Annotated in this window: 24 protein-coding genes and 4 tRNA genes; 3 read left to right on the forward strand and 25 right to left on the reverse strand. The window is 49.1% G+C overall.

What is annotated here, in order from left to right; genetic code table 11:
* Position 1: 1 nt before the first annotated feature.
* The 25 genes from CMO31_00815 to CMO31_00935 all read right to left on the reverse strand — a co-directional run bounded on the left by CMO31_00815 (position 2) and on the right by CMO31_00935 (position 10148).
* Positions 2-172, reverse strand: a complete 171-nt coding sequence (locus CMO31_00815) for a 50S ribosomal protein L30 (GenBank protein MAZ52542.1) — start codon at positions 170-172, stop codon at positions 2-4.
* Complete coding sequence (locus CMO31_00820; GenBank protein ID MAZ52543.1) at positions 169-642, reverse strand: 30S ribosomal protein S5; 474 nt, start codon at positions 640-642, stop codon at positions 169-171. The genes CMO31_00815 and CMO31_00820 overlap by 4 nt, the downstream gene beginning before the upstream one ends.
* Complete coding sequence (locus CMO31_00825) at positions 642-992, reverse strand: 50S ribosomal protein L18 (GenBank protein ID MAZ52544.1); 351 nt, start codon at positions 990-992, stop codon at positions 642-644. Before CMO31_00825 ends, CMO31_00820 begins: the two co-directional genes overlap by 1 nt.
* 13 nt (positions 993-1005) lie before the next feature.
* A complete protein-coding gene (locus CMO31_00830) occupies positions 1006-1554 on the reverse strand; it encodes a 50S ribosomal protein L6 (GenBank protein ID MAZ52545.1) in 549 nt (182 codons plus the stop codon).
* Complete coding sequence (locus CMO31_00835) at positions 1554-1949, reverse strand: 30S ribosomal protein S8 (GenBank protein ID MAZ52546.1); 396 nt, start codon at positions 1947-1949, stop codon at positions 1554-1556. The genes CMO31_00830 and CMO31_00835 overlap by 1 nt, the downstream gene beginning before the upstream one ends.
* 73 nt (positions 1950-2022) lie before the next feature.
* Positions 2023-2208, reverse strand: a complete 186-nt coding sequence (locus tag CMO31_00840; GenBank protein MAZ52547.1) for a type Z 30S ribosomal protein S14 — start codon at positions 2206-2208, stop codon at positions 2023-2025.
* An 11-nt stretch (positions 2209-2219) separates the two neighbouring features.
* Positions 2220-2768, reverse strand: a complete 549-nt coding sequence (locus CMO31_00845) for a 50S ribosomal protein L5 (protein ID MAZ52548.1) — start codon at positions 2766-2768, stop codon at positions 2220-2222.
* A 10-nt stretch (positions 2769-2778) separates the two neighbouring features.
* Positions 2779-3093, reverse strand: a complete 315-nt coding sequence (locus tag CMO31_00850) for a 50S ribosomal protein L24 (protein ID MAZ52549.1) — start codon at positions 3091-3093, stop codon at positions 2779-2781.
* Positions 3094-3101: 8 nt separating this feature from the next.
* On the reverse strand, positions 3102-3470 hold the full coding sequence (locus CMO31_00855) for a 50S ribosomal protein L14 (GenBank protein ID MAZ52550.1): 369 nt from the start codon (positions 3468-3470) through the stop codon (positions 3102-3104).
* Positions 3471-3475: 5 nt separating this feature from the next.
* Complete coding sequence (locus CMO31_00860; protein ID MAZ52551.1) at positions 3476-3721, reverse strand: 30S ribosomal protein S17; 246 nt, start codon at positions 3719-3721, stop codon at positions 3476-3478.
* Positions 3718-3915: a 50S ribosomal protein L29 gene (locus CMO31_00865; protein ID MAZ52552.1), complete on the reverse strand. Its 198-nt coding sequence runs from the start codon at positions 3913-3915 to the stop codon at positions 3718-3720. Before CMO31_00865 ends, CMO31_00860 begins: the two co-directional genes overlap by 4 nt.
* Positions 3902-4327 carry a 50S ribosomal protein L16 gene (locus tag CMO31_00870; GenBank protein ID MAZ52553.1) on the reverse strand — a complete coding sequence of 142 codons (426 nt, stop codon included), beginning with the start codon at positions 4325-4327 and terminating at the stop codon, positions 3902-3904. Before CMO31_00870 ends, CMO31_00865 begins: the two co-directional genes overlap by 14 nt.
* 2 nt (positions 4328-4329) lie before the next feature.
* Positions 4330-5079 (reverse strand): 30S ribosomal protein S3, encoded by a 750-nt coding sequence (locus CMO31_00875; GenBank protein ID MAZ52554.1) that lies wholly within the window; start codon positions 5077-5079, stop codon positions 4330-4332.
* Positions 5072-5419, reverse strand: coding sequence for a 50S ribosomal protein L22 (locus tag CMO31_00880; GenBank protein MAZ52555.1), 348 nt, complete (start codon positions 5417-5419; stop codon positions 5072-5074). The genes CMO31_00875 and CMO31_00880 overlap by 8 nt, the downstream gene beginning before the upstream one ends.
* A 3-nt stretch (positions 5420-5422) precedes the next feature.
* On the reverse strand, positions 5423-5692 hold the full coding sequence (locus CMO31_00885) for a 30S ribosomal protein S19 (GenBank protein MAZ52556.1): 270 nt from the start codon (positions 5690-5692) through the stop codon (positions 5423-5425).
* On the reverse strand, positions 5692-6528 hold the full coding sequence (locus CMO31_00890; protein ID MAZ52557.1) for a 50S ribosomal protein L2: 837 nt from the start codon (positions 6526-6528) through the stop codon (positions 5692-5694). The genes CMO31_00885 and CMO31_00890 overlap by 1 nt, the downstream gene beginning before the upstream one ends.
* Positions 6529-6541: 13 nt before the next feature.
* A complete protein-coding gene (locus tag CMO31_00895) occupies positions 6542-6829 on the reverse strand; it encodes a 50S ribosomal protein L23 (GenBank protein MAZ52558.1) in 288 nt (95 codons plus the stop codon).
* Positions 6826-7416, reverse strand: coding sequence for a 50S ribosomal protein L4 (locus CMO31_00900; protein ID MAZ52559.1), 591 nt, complete (start codon positions 7414-7416; stop codon positions 6826-6828). The genes CMO31_00895 and CMO31_00900 overlap by 4 nt, the downstream gene beginning before the upstream one ends.
* Complete coding sequence (locus CMO31_00905; GenBank protein MAZ52560.1) at positions 7416-8036, reverse strand: 50S ribosomal protein L3; 621 nt, start codon at positions 8034-8036, stop codon at positions 7416-7418. The genes CMO31_00900 and CMO31_00905 overlap by 1 nt, the downstream gene beginning before the upstream one ends.
* Positions 8036-8356: a 30S ribosomal protein S10 gene (locus CMO31_00910; protein MAZ52561.1), complete on the reverse strand. Its 321-nt coding sequence runs from the start codon at positions 8354-8356 to the stop codon at positions 8036-8038. The genes CMO31_00905 and CMO31_00910 overlap by 1 nt, the downstream gene beginning before the upstream one ends.
* Before the next feature lie 3 nt (positions 8357-8359).
* The gene (tuf, locus tag CMO31_00915) at positions 8360-9577 is read right to left on the reverse strand and encodes an elongation factor Tu (protein ID MAZ52562.1); all 1218 of its coding nucleotides are present in this window, start codon (positions 9575-9577) and stop codon (positions 8360-8362) included.
* A 99-nt stretch (positions 9578-9676) separates the two neighbouring features.
* A tRNA-Thr gene (locus CMO31_00920) sits at positions 9677-9751 on the reverse strand.
* Between the two features lie 58 nt (positions 9752-9809).
* A tRNA-Gly gene (locus CMO31_00925) sits at positions 9810-9885 on the reverse strand.
* 30 nt (positions 9886-9915) lie between these two features.
* Positions 9916-10000 (reverse strand) — tRNA-Tyr (locus tag CMO31_00930).
* A 72-nt stretch (positions 10001-10072) separates the two neighbouring features.
* A tRNA-Thr gene (locus tag CMO31_00935) sits at positions 10073-10148 on the reverse strand.
* A gap of 236 nt (positions 10149-10384) precedes the next feature.
* Here CMO31_00935 and CMO31_00940 point away from each other — a divergent pair.
* The 3 genes from CMO31_00940 to aroF are packed head-to-tail and all read left to right on the forward strand — an operon-like array spanning position 10385 to position 12445.
* Positions 10385-10612: a twin-arginine translocase TatA/TatE family subunit gene (locus CMO31_00940; protein MAZ52563.1), complete on the forward strand. Its 228-nt coding sequence runs from the start codon at positions 10385-10387 to the stop codon at positions 10610-10612.
* 29 nt (positions 10613-10641) lie between these two features.
* Complete coding sequence (gene tatC / locus CMO31_00945; GenBank protein ID MAZ52564.1) at positions 10642-11382, forward strand: twin-arginine translocase subunit TatC; 741 nt, start codon at positions 10642-10644, stop codon at positions 11380-11382.
* A complete protein-coding gene (aroF, locus tag CMO31_00950) occupies positions 11345-12445 on the forward strand; it encodes a 3-deoxy-7-phosphoheptulonate synthase (protein MAZ52565.1) in 1101 nt (366 codons plus the stop codon). The genes tatC and aroF overlap by 38 nt, the downstream gene beginning before the upstream one ends.
* Positions 12446-12456: the final 11 nt, after the last annotated feature.

Here is a 12456-nt window from a genome sequence, read left to right on the forward strand (position 1 = left end):
ACTACTTGCCCTCGATCTCGATCAAATAGGAAATCTTATTTAACATCCCACGGACGTCCGGCGAATCCTTCACTTCTAGGGTCTGACAACGTTTACGAAACCCAAGTGCATGGGCTGTAGCTTTGTGTGACCCCCGAATGCCAATCAAACTCCTCTTGAGAGTGACCTTCATTGTGCTGCCTCACGCTCTACCTTGGACTCTTCGAACGTTCTAAGTTGACCTAAGCCATTGAGGACAGCATAGGTAACATTTGTCATATTGCGGGACCCTATTTCCTTAGTTAGGAGATTTTTGTAACCAGCTAATTCTACTATTGCTCGGGGTACACTGCCGGCTATAACACCCGTTCCTGCTCCCGCAGGTTTTAACATGACCTTACTGGTACCATGTTCACCAAGAACTTCGTGAGGCACAGTACCTGGTTCTTCAATTGGGACCTCAATCATATTACGGCGTGCTATGTTCTGACCCTTTTGAACGGCAATTGGAACTTCCTTCGCCTTACCGAGTCCAACGCCAACCCGGCCGTTTCGATCACCCATAACTACCATCGCTCCAAAACGAAATCGACGGCCTCCTTTGTATGTTTTTGCCGTCCTACGAATGTAAATTACCTTGTCTTCAAAGTCGGTAACTGCCATTAGAATTTCAGGCCTCCCTTACGAGCACCTTCAGCGAGAGCTTTTATCCGACCGTGGTAGCGATAAGAACCCCTATCAAAAACTACGCCCTCCACGCCAGCTTCTTTGGCTTGTTCTGCCAATGCCTTTCCAACCTCGAAAGCACGGTCGATGTTATTGGCACCAGTCGCGCCATTTCTACTGTTGCCTTGTACAATAGTCGTGCCTGTATTGTCATCAATGACCTGTGCATATATATAGCGCGAACTGCGGAACACACTCAGACGGTGTCGACCGGTATCGACGCGAGTCTGTATTCGCCGTCGAGTCCTAAGGGCGCGGCTTCGTCGTTGCACATTTATAGATCTCATTAACTACGCTCCCTTATCCGGCGGCGGAGACCGCTGCTTTACCTGGTTTGAGGCGAATAGTCTCGCCCTGATAACGAACACCTTTGCCATGATAAGAGTCCGGAGGGCGCACAGCTCTGATATTGGCAGCCACCTGGCCTACCGCTTGCTTATCAATCCCTGACACAATTATCCTCGTCTGTTCCGGCGCCTCAATGGACACGCCCTCAGGAGCTTCGATAAAGACTGGATGAGAAAATCCCAGTGTCAATTCCAGTCTCCGGCCTTCCAAAGAACAACGGTAACCGACGCCCTGTATCTCTAAGCTTCGAGAAAATCCTTCGCTCACGCCTTTAACTGCGTTAGCAATTAAACTGCGGGCTAAACCATGGGACGCCCGAGCATTACGATGATCGCTAGAGCGCTCGATAGTAAGAACGTCATCATCCTGCAAAACGCTTAGTTGGGAACTAATTCTTACCGTAAGGCTCCCCTTGGGACCCTTAACCGTAATCACCCCGCTATCGGCGGATACCTCAACTCCTTGAGGCAGTTCGACAGGCAATCTACCGACTCTCGACATCACCAGACCTCGCAAATCACTTCGCCACCTACGTTCTGCCGGCGAGCTTTACGGTCCGACATCAAACCTTGTGAAGTAGAAATCACAGCCACTCCGAGTCCGCCCCTAACGACCGGTACATCTTTAGCTTTAGCATAGGCGCGACGACCAGGTTTAGAAGTCCTTTGTATTGAATGAATAATAGGGGTCCGTTTGGGACCATACTTAAGTTGAATGCGTAAAATACGTTGAACCCCTTCGGTAATCTCATCAACGCTCTTGAGATAACCTTCGCTCACTAATAATTGAGCCAAGGACTTCTTTACATTACTAGCTGGCACATCAACTTTAGGCTCCGCTATCGCAATAGCATTCCTAATACGCGTCAACATATCTGCAATTGGATCCGTCAACATTTTAAAATCCCTTCTCGGGGTTGGTTTCCACGTCGTCCTCGCAGACCTCTACCCCTCGGCCTTTCCTCGTTAATTACCAACTTGCCTTAGTAACCCCAGGCAAGTATCCTTTATGGGCCATTTCCCGCATACAAATCCGACAAAGCCCGAAATCCCGCATATAAGCTCTGGGCCGACCACAACGCTGACAACGGTTACGCTGTTGACTCGAAAATTTCGGCGTCCGTTTAGCTTTAGCAATAAGAGCCTTCTTAGCCATACTCCTCCCTCCTATGCCCTAAAAGGCATCCCTAACAGATCAAGGAGGTTATATGCCTCCTCGTCACTGCTAGCACTAGTGACAATCGCGACGTCTAAACCCCTAGTCGCGTCTACTTGATCAAAGCTTACTTCAGGAAACACAATTTGTTCCTGGACCCCAAGACTATAATTACCTCGGCCATCGAAGCTATTTGGGTTTAAACCCCGGAAATCCCGAACCCTAGGTAAGGTCACATTAATTAACTTATCTAGAAAGGCCCACATCTTTACGCCCCGAAGGGTAACCTTCAAACCAATTGGCATCCCTGCTCTGATCTTAAAGTTAGAAACTGACTTTTTTGCACTTGTAATGACAGGACGTTGTAGCGTAATGGAAGCAAGCTCATTTAAAGCCTTATCCAAAACCTTTGAGTCTTCTCTAGCTTCACCAACACCCATATTCACCACGACCTTAAGTACTTTGGGAACTGCCATCCGATTAGTGTACTCATGTCGTTCTTGTAAGGTCGGTATGATACTTTCGTACAGTTTGACGATTGGCAATGTTGTCTGTGCCATCATTAGCCCCCTAGTCGTTCAGCTGAGCCCCAGATTTGCGGCTCACCCGAACCTTCTCTCCAGACTCAAGAATGGCATAACCAATTCGGGATATTTCTCCGGTTTGTGGATCTATGAGTTGGACATTAGTAGCGTTAATAGCCGCTTCCTGCTCAGTGAACCCACCTTGTGGATTTTCCTGGCTAGGCTTCTGGGTTTTACGCACTACGTTTACTCCTTCAATAACAACACGGTTACTACCATGGTTAATGGCGAGGATACGACCTTCGGCCCCTTTACTTCCGCCAGCTGTCACCTTAACGCGGTCACCGAGATTGAGCTTTATCCTTCGCATTACAAGACCTCCGAGGCGAGGGAGACAATCCTCATGAAGCGCTTATCTCGTAGCTCCCTAGCAACAGGCCCGAACACACGAGTACCCTGAGGTTCATTTTGTTGGGTGAGAAGCACGGCTGCATTGCTATCGAACCGAATGGAAGAGCCGTCTGGTCGGTTAACTTCTTTCTTAGTTCTAACTATAACTGCCCGAACAATTTCACCCTTCGCGACACCAGCCCTTGGTATGGCATCCTTAACGGATGCGACAATAACATCACCAACAGAACCAACAAACTGCTGTCCCGTACCCAAGACCCTAATACACTGGATACGCCGGGCACCTGAATTGTCCGCTACTTCTAGATAACTTTCTTGTTGAATCATACTTTTTACCCAACGGCTTTCTCAACTAGCCGGGTAACTCGGTATCGCTTGTTCCGGCTAATAGGCCGACAGGACATTATTTCTACTGTGTCTCCCTGGCCAAAGGCATTTTCTTCATCGTGCGCGGTGTACTTCCGTGAGACCGTAATCACTTTTCCGTAAATAGGGTGCTTAAACCGCCTCTCAACTCGGACAACGACAGTCTTATCCCCTTTATCGCTCACTACCCTACCCTGAACAATCTGTTTCATTCCTGAACTCCTACCCTCTCGCTACCTATCGTCAGCAATCTCGCTATTTCGCGCCGTGCCATGCGGATGCGACGGGGATTACTTAACTGTCCAACTGCAGCCTGAAAACGCAGTTCACGTAACTCTTCCCGACGTTTATTCACTTCATTCAAGATTTCGTCGTTATCGAAATTACGAACTTCATTGGGCTTCATCATAGGCCTCCCGTCTAACTACTCGTGTTCGAATTGGAAGCTTATGACTGGCAAGCCGAAATGCCTCCCGAGCCTGTTCTTCGGTTACGTTAGAGACTTCAAATAATATTCGCCCAGGTTTAACGACACTCACCCAGTACTCCACAGCACCTTTACCCTTACCCATCCGGACCTCTTGAGGCTTTCTCGTTACGGGCTTGTCGGGGAAAATCCGAATATAAATCTTCCCGCCACGTTGGAAGTAGCGACTCATTGTTATTCGACACGCTTCAATCTGATTTGACTTAATCCAAGCGGGTTCAAGAGCCACAAGTCCGTAATCACCAAAAGCCACGTAGTCCCCGCCCTTGGTAGCACCCTTCATGCGCCCGCGCATCTGTTTGCGGTACTTAACTCGCTTGGGAAGCAACACGACTACCGATCCTCCCGAGCCCGGGGCCGGTCAGTGCGGCGCCCACGCCGTCGAGCTTGTGGTCGCCGCCGACGGCGCTCATCACGCTTCTCTCTAGGCAATACAGCAGCCTTACGAGTACGCTCGCCCACAATTTCTCCATGGAATACCCAAGCTTTAATACCCACAATCCCATAGGTAGTCTTTGCTTCAGCAGTGCCGTAATCGATATTAGCTCGTAGGGTTTGCAAAGGTACGCGTCCTTCTGAATACCATTCAGACCTGGCCTGTTCTGTTCCACCCAAACGTCCTGAGCACCTAATCTTTACACCTAAGGCACCTGACTCCATTGTGCGTTGAACTGCCTGCTTCATAACCCTTCGAAAAGCGAATCGGCGCACAAGTTGCTCTGAAATGCGCTGCGCCACGAGTGGACCACTGGTGTTGGGATTGGGCACTTCTTGGACGTTTACAGCTACAGTCCCGTCAATCTGCTGGTCCAGGACACTGCGCAACGCCTTAATTGCCTCCCCGCCTCGCCCAATTACGACTCCAGGTTTAGCTGTGTGTATGGTGACAGTAATATTATGGGCAGCACGCTCTATCTCAATTCGTGCAATACCAGCGTGCCCAACGTCCTTGAAAATAGCGTTGCGAACTAACTCATCCTCTGCCAAAAGGGTAGGGTAAGCCTTACTATTGGCATACCATCTGGCAGAAGGTTCCTTATTAACCCCTAAACGAAACCCGATGGGGTTTATCTTGTTACCCACGGCGTTCCTCCCGTTCTCCAAGGGTGATTGTGACGTTACAGGTCCTCTTTCTTAGTAAATCAGCACGACCTCGAGCGCGGGGCAGAAATCTTTTTAACGTGGGGCCGTCGCCGACCTCAACCGCAGAAACAAAAAGGTTTTCCTCAAACATGTCGTGATTATTCACAGCGTTAGCCTTGGCGCTAAGCAGAAGTTTTAACATTGGCTTTGCAGAACGCCAATTAGTGAAGGTGAGAATATCCTCCGCCTGAACTATATTTCTACCCCTAATCAAGTCAGCAACGAGTCTGGTCTTTTGTGGGGTAACACGGAGTGTACCGAGAGTAGCTTTAGCTTCCACGACCTAATCCTTCCGATTACCACTGTGGCTACGAAAGGTGCGGGTGGGTGAAAATTCACCAAGCTTATGACCTACCATTGTTTCTTGAACAAACACCGGAACATGCTGTTTGCCGTTATAAACACCGATCGTGTGACCGACCATCTCCGGCACTACCGTACTCCGCCGGCTCCAAGTCCGAATGACGTGACGGTCACCAGATTCATTGGCTGCGTCTATCTTTCGAAGTAGATGACCATCAACGAACGGCCCCTTTTTCATGCTACGGGCCATTATCGATTCCCCTTTCGCCGGCGGACGATAAACTTACTGGTAGTCTTACGTCGATTCCGGGTCTTAAGTCCCTTTGCTTGCTGTCCCCAAGGGCTAACAGGTGGACGACCACCTGAACTGCGACCTTCTCCACCCCCGTGGGGGTGATCAACGGGATTCATCGCACGTCCTCTTTGATGAGGCTTTCTACCCAACCAGCGTTTCCGGCCAGCTTTACCTAAAACTATGTTCTTGTGCTCGGCGTTTCCTACCGACCCGACGGTGGCGTAACATTCACCGTGGACACGTCTTAGTTCACCAGAAGGAAGGCGAACCGTCACGTACGTTCCATCACGTCCTTGTATTTGAATACTAGTCCCAGCACTACGTGCTAACTGAGCACCTTTACCAGGTACCAATTCAAGCCCGTGAATTACAGCACCCACTGGAATAAACCGAATAGGCATAGCGTTACCAATTTGAGATTCTGCGTCTGGCCCATTTGCTACGATTACCCCGACGCGTAACTCGTCCGGTGCAAGAATATACCGTTTTTCTCCATCTAAATAATGCAGAAGAGCTATGTTAGCACTACGGTTCGGATCGTACTCAATCGAAGCTACTTTGGCTTGGACGCTTTCCTTATCCCGACGTCGGAAATCAATTTTGCGATAACGTCGTTTATGACCTCCCCCACGAAAACGGGAGGTTACCCTGCCACGATTATTCCGGCCGCCACTCTTCCTAATTGGTTCAAGAAGAGTTTTCTCTGGCTGCGTCCGTGTTATCTCGGCAAAGTCCGAGGTGGTCATGTAGCGACGAGACGGGGTATAAGGTCGGTATTTTTTAGTCGGCATCTACATTCCCTCCTCAGGTAAGTCCTTCTAATTCCTGAATACGTTGCCCATCTTCAAGAGTAACTATTGCCTTTTTGCGCCTGGGCCTGCGTCCCTTATAACGTCCCAAAGTCTTTTCCTTNCCAAGGACGTGCATAAGATTAATTTTTGTGACGTTCACTCCGAACACAGTCTCGACAGCATCTTTTATCTCGGTTCGGTTGGCTTCCGGATGCACGAAGAAAGAGTATTTACTTTTTTGAATACCTTCTACTGCCTTTTCGCTTAAAACAGGCGCAATTATTAGGTCGTGATGATTCATGTCTCGTCTCCACCAAAAAGAGCAGCATCCGCAATAACGTGCTCATGACGTAAAATGTCATACACGTTAAGACCTGCACCCTTCATGACGGTCGTCCAAGGAAGATTCCTAGCGGCACGTCGAACTAACTCATCATCAGTAACGAGTAACACTTTTTCTAAACCTTTAAATCCGTTTTCATCAGCCCAGCGAAGGAAATCTTTAGTTTTGCCATCCACCTGGAAACTCTCAACAAGGGTCAGCTTTCCATCATTTGCTCGGGCAGCTAATGCCATGTTCAGGCCAAGCCGTCGCATACGCTTTGGCAGTGTATACGCGTAGCTTCTCGGCCGAGGCCCNAATACNGTACCGCCGCCGACAAATATAGGAGCTTTACGGCTCCCATGCCTAGCTCGACCAGTGCCTTTCTGAGGATAAATTTTGGCCTTAGAACCGATGACCTCGCCGCGGGTTTTGGTTGATGCTGACCCCTGCCGACGCTTTGAGAGTTGCCAGGCGACCACCTCATGCAAAACGGACTCTTTCGGCTCCGGCAGGTCGAGAGTCACCTTTCGAGCGCTGCCAACAACATCTAGCGTGACATTCATCAAGAAACCTTCCTCTTTGAATCTTTGACTACAAGGACGCCACCGTTGGGTCCCGGGATTGCTCCTTTAACCAGCAAAAGATTTTCCTCAGGCCTAACTTCAACTATTTCTAGCCCCACAGTTGTGACCGCTTTTGCGCCAGAATGTCCTGCCATATGTTTACCCTTATAGACACGCCCTGGGGATTTACGTTGACCTATAGACCCTGAATGTCGGTGTTTTTTCTTCACTCCATGACTGGCTGGCATCCCTGACATTCCCCACCGCTTAATCACACCGGTAGTGCCCCGTCCCTTACTTGTACCCGTCACATCTACTTTTTGGCCCTGCTCAAAAATACCGACTGTTACGGATTCTTCTTCAGGAAGATAGTCCCTAAACTCAACAAGGTGCCTTTGGGCCGCCACTCCGGCCTTATCTGCATGCCCCTTCTCTGGTTTAATAGTAGCTTTCTTGGTTTTTTCAACCCACCCAAGTTGGACTGCTTCATAACCATCAGATTCTTGGGTTTTGCGTTGAACCACAGGACATGGACCTGCTAAAACGACCGTGACTGGCAGTAGATTATCCTCCCGCCAAACTTGAGTCATCCCTATTTTAGTCCCTAAAATACCTTTCATCACCGACCCCCGACGGTCTTGATTTCAATATCAACCCCGGTAGGAAGATCTAAGTGCATTAGGCTATCGATGGTGCTTTTCGTAGGAGACTTAATATCGATCAGCCTGTTATGGGTCCTAATTTCGAAATGTTCCCTACTGTCCTTATTGGTAAAAGGGCTCCTCAAAACACAAAACCGTCTGATCCGAGTAGGAAGGGGTACCGGACCAGCAACGTTTGCTCCTGTCCGTCGGACTGTTTCCACAATTTTGGTGGCAGAGCTGTCCAGGCTACGGTGGTCAAACGCCTTTAGCTTGATTCGTATCTTAGGGGTCGCCATAATTTATTTGGTGACTTGTGTCACGACACCCGCACCAACGGTACGACCACCCTCGCGGATAGCAAACCGCAAGCCTTCCTCCATAGCTATCGGCTTAATCAAACTCACCATCAGCTCCACATTATCCCCAGGCATAACCATCTCCACATCATCCGGTAACGTCACAACACCTGTAACATCAGTCGTCCGAAAGTAAAACTGTGGACGATACCCAGAAAAGAACGCGCTATGCCGACCACCTTCTGCCTTGGCTAAAACATACACGCTACCTTTAAACTCAGTGTGAGGTGTAATAGAACCGGGCTTCGCTAAAACCTGACCTCGATCAATCTCTTCCCGAGCTATACCTCGAAGCAANACACCAACATTATCCCCGGCTAAACCCTGATTCAGGGTCTTCCGGTGCATCTCAACACCTGTCACCACGCTAGTAGTAGTCTCTTTTAGGCCGACTATCTCTACTTCTTCGCCAGTGTTAACTGTTCCCCGCTCCACGCGGCCAGTGGCCACCGTCCCACGACCAGTAATCGTGAACACGTCCTCTACGGGTAGCAGGAACGGCTTGTCAACATCCCGCTCAGGCGTAGGTATATAACTGTCAATAGCATCTAGAAGCTGCCAAATCCTGTCGACCCACTCATCTTCTCCGCGTTGTGCATTTGGGTTAGCGTCCAAAGCTTCTAACGCTTTCAANGCACTACCCTTCACCACTGGAATATCATCCCCAGGAAACTCGTATTCGGACAACATATCCCGCACTTCCATCTCTACGAGTTCAAGTAACTCTTCGTCATCAACCATGTCTTCCTTGTTCATAAATACTACGATGTAAGGTACGCCCACTTGTCGCGCAAGCAGAATATGCTCCCTAGTTTGTGGCATGGGCCCATCGGCCGCATTAACCACTAGAACAGCACCATCCATTTGCGCAGCACCCGTGATCATATTCTTAATGTAATCCGCGTGCCCAGGGCAATCAACATGACTATAATGACGATCAGGAGTTTGGTATTCAACGTGGGCAGTATTAATAGTGATCCCCCGTGCTTTCTCCTCCGGAGCCTTATCAATCTGATCGTAACTCTGGGTTTCGATACTAGGATCCGCTGCCGCGGCAGTAAACGTAATCGCCGCCGTAAGGGTCGTCTTTCCATGATCAACGTGCCCGATCGTTCCAACGTTCACGTGAGGTTTGGTACGCTCAAACTCAACCTTAGCCATTCCAATATCCTTTCTCAATCTCATTCAACTTTGATGTGTTGGCGTCACACTAGCACTAAAAGATAATGTTGACACCAACACAACGACCTAATCCGACAATGGAGCTCGTGGACGGGGTTGAACCGTCGACCTCTCCCTTACCAAGGGAGTGCTCTACCACTGAGCTACACGAGCCCGGAAGCACCCCGTTTAGCAACTCCGGGGAACCCTGCGGTTATTAAAGCTCACAGGGTGGAGCGGGAGACGGGAATCGAACCCGCGACATCCAGCTTGGGAAGCTGACGCTCTACCGGCTGAGCTACTCCCGCTAATTCCAGAAGTTAGTCGCACCTCTGAAATGGTGGGTAGGGTTGGATTCGAACCAACGTAGGCATAGCCAACGGATTTACAGTCCGTCCCCTTTAGCCACTCGGGCACCTACCCGCAATGCTACCCAAAATGGGCGCCGCCCCATCCTTACTAAATGCCTTCGCATTTGTGAGTTCAACCGAACCGTGGAGCCACCCATCGGAATCGAACCGACAACCTTCCGATTACAAATCGGATGCTCTACCAGTTGAGCTAGGGTGGCGTCGCTTCGCCAGACACTCTATCCCGGGGCTCGGAATCAATGTCCAGTTTGCTAGCCTAGCACGCCCTCTCAAATAGTGTCAACAACCAGTAATATGCCTAATAACGCTGTCCCTGACTGCGTTTAGAGCTCACCAAACTCTGCAATTTGGTTCTTTATCTAATCCAGAGAACTCGGACACTAAGCATCAGGTGCTAAACTAAAGCCTATAACTCGTAGAGCCACGGAGGTTTCAAATGCGTATTGGGCCGTTAGGAATTTGGGAGCTACTTATTATTTTAGTGGTGGTTCTGCTTATTTTCGGTCCTCGCCGGCTACCAGACATGGCAAAGGGCATAGGACAATCAGTCCGAGAGTTTCGTAAAGGAATTAGGAATATGCAAACCGATATTTCCACGGCGGCAGAGTCAGAAGAGCAAGATAATGCGAACCAAAGTGATGTCACCACGGACAATAAAAGCTAGGCTTAGTAAAGCGCAATTCACTTTCAGCTTTGACCTTTATTGAACATATTGAAGAGCTAAGGAATCGCTTCTTAATTGTTTTGGGCGCATGGGTCGTGGGCTCAGGCATAGCGTTTGTATTCCGTGGCCGTCTTTTAACTTGGCTTAAGAACGCGATCCCTAGTCCGGCTGATGTAGAAGTAATATCCACTCGACTTCTGGAACCCTTCATGGTCAGCATGCAAACAGCAGCCTTCGCTGGGTTACTCTTTGCGTCACCAGTCGTACTTGGTCAGGTGTGGGGCTTTATTGCTCCTGGACTGTACAAACAAGAACGACGTTGGGCTGCCCCTTTTGTACTCATGTCTATGATTGCCTTCATTGGTGGGACCATGTTCGCTCGCTACCTGGTCTTACCCTTTGCTCTGCCAATTCTCCTCGGCTTCCTAGGACCTACAGTCACTACCTTCCTTTCGATAGGTGACTACATTTCGAAGATGCTTCTCTACATGACAGTTTTCGGATTTCTGTTTGAAATGCCCGTCCTAGGCTTCGTCCTTGCTAGGATTGGGTTAGTTAGGGCTGACCTGCTAACTAGGTACCGGCGCCACGCCATAGTCATAGGTGCTATTCTAGCGGCTCTAATCACTCCAACAGGCGACCCTGTAAACTTTCTCTTAGTAGCTGGTCCGCTTGTTGTCCTGTACGAGATAACCATACTCATCGTGCGTATTTCGCAACGAAAGGTAAAAGATGATAAATCAAATCGAGGATTTACGAGCCCAGATTGACGACCTCAACCTCGCCCTTCTAGAACTGCTCAACGCTAGGGCAAAAATAGCAGAAGAAATAGGTACCTTGCAAACCGCGAAGGGCCTCAGTCATTACGACCCAGTTCGAGAGCAAAAGATGCTAGACATATTAATGACAGCCAACAAAGGCCCTTTTACTAACAACACTCTAAAAAGTCTGTTTAAGCAAATATTCCAAGCCAGTATGCAACTCGAAGATGATCAAGACAAGGCTAAATACCTCGCTTCTCGATCAGTCCAAAGCAAAGACACAGTAGTATGCATCGGAGAAACAGCAGTAGGAGGAACAAACGCACCAGTCCTAATTGCCGGTCCTTGCGCAATAGAATCGCACGAGCAAGTATTTGCTACAGCAGAGAAGGTGTCTTCTAAAGGCATTAAGCTATTCCGGGGCGGAGCCTTCAAACCTCGTACCGACCCTTACAGTTTCCAGGGACTTGGGTTGGAAGCACTAAAACTTGCAAGAGCCGCATGCGATGAATTTGACTTAAATTTTGTAACCGAAGTGATGGACGCCCGCGACCTTCCTCAAATCCTAGATCATGCTGACGTTCTGCAAATCGGGGCGAGAAACATGCAGAATTTTTCTCTCCTCAAGGCTGTAGGAGCAACACAGAGACCAGTGCTTTTCAAACGGGGCCTTTCGGCAACGATAGAAGAATGGATTAGAGCAGCTGAGTACCTTTTAGACGCTGGCAACCCTAACGTGATCTTATGTGAACGCGGTATTCGTACTTTCGAACGGTATACTCGCAACACCCTGGATGTATCAGCAGTTGCTCTTGCAAAGATAGAAACCCACCTACCCGTACTTGTGGACGTTACCCATTCTGGCGGACGTCGAGACCTACTAGTTCCGCTCACCAAATCTGCTCTGGCTATTGGAGCGGACGGAATAATGATTGAGGTGCATCCCAACCCAACAGTTGCTCTCTCCGACAACAAACAACAAATAGACTTTGATGCCTTCGACGATTATCTTGAAAAAACTGGCTACCATAGGCGGCTAGACACAAAACGGAGTCACGAATACGGCTTCTAGGACTGGGACAA

Source organism: Trueperaceae bacterium (assembly GCA_002707365.1).
Lineage (GTDB): Bacteria > Deinococcota > Deinococci > Deinococcales > Trueperaceae > UBA6957.

What these genes read in the sequence shown, in the direction of transcription:
- CMO31_00840 (MAZ52547.1), bottom strand. Translation starts at nt 2,208, where the DNA reads ATGGCTAAGAAGGCTCTTATTGCTAAAGCTAAACGGACGCCGAAATTT.
- CMO31_00940 (MAZ52563.1), top strand. Translation starts at nt 10,385, where the DNA reads ATGCGTATTGGGCCGTTAGGAATTTGGGAGCTACTTATTATTTTAGTG.
- CMO31_00855 (MAZ52550.1), bottom strand. Translation starts at nt 3,470, where the DNA reads ATGATTCAACAAGAAAGTTATCTAGAAGTAGCGGACAATTCAGGTGCC.
- CMO31_00905 (MAZ52560.1), bottom strand. Translation starts at nt 8,036, where the DNA reads ATGAAAGGTATTTTAGGGACTAAAATAGGGATGACTCAAGTTTGGCGG.
- CMO31_00835 (MAZ52546.1), bottom strand. Translation starts at nt 1,949, where the DNA reads ATGTTGACGGATCCAATTGCAGATATGTTGACGCGTATTAGGAATGCT.
- CMO31_00830 (MAZ52545.1), bottom strand. Translation starts at nt 1,554, where the DNA reads ATGTCGAGAGTCGGTAGATTGCCTGTCGAACTGCCTCAAGGAGTTGAG.
- CMO31_00825 (MAZ52544.1), bottom strand. Translation starts at nt 992, where the DNA reads ATGAGATCTATAAATGTGCAACGACGAAGCCGCGCCCTTAGGACTCGA.
- CMO31_00845 (MAZ52548.1), bottom strand. Translation starts at nt 2,768, where the DNA reads ATGGCACAGACAACATTGCCAATCGTCAAACTGTACGAAAGTATCATA.
- aroF (MAZ52565.1), top strand. Translation starts at nt 11,345, where the DNA reads ATGATAAATCAAATCGAGGATTTACGAGCCCAGATTGACGACCTCAAC.
- CMO31_00815 (MAZ52542.1), bottom strand. Translation starts at nt 172, where the DNA reads ATGAAGGTCACTCTCAAGAGGAGTTTGATTGGCATTCGGGGGTCACAC.
- CMO31_00885 (MAZ52556.1), bottom strand. Translation starts at nt 5,692, where the DNA reads ATGGCCCGTAGCATGAAAAAGGGGCCGTTCGTTGATGGTCATCTACTT.
- CMO31_00865 (MAZ52552.1), bottom strand. Translation starts at nt 3,915, where the DNA reads ATGAAGCCCAATGAAGTTCGTAATTTCGATAACGACGAAATCTTGAAT.
- CMO31_00890 (MAZ52557.1), bottom strand. Translation starts at nt 6,528, where the DNA reads ATGCCGACTAAAAAATACCGACCTTATACCCCGTCTCGTCGCTACATG.
- CMO31_00910 (MAZ52561.1), bottom strand. Translation starts at nt 8,356, where the DNA reads ATGGCGACCCCTAAGATACGAATCAAGCTAAAGGCGTTTGACCACCGT.
- CMO31_00860 (MAZ52551.1), bottom strand. Translation starts at nt 3,721, where the DNA reads ATGAAACAGATTGTTCAGGGTAGGGTAGTGAGCGATAAAGGGGATAAG.
- CMO31_00820 (MAZ52543.1), bottom strand. Translation starts at nt 642, where the DNA reads ATGGCAGTTACCGACTTTGAAGACAAGGTAATTTACATTCGTAGGACG.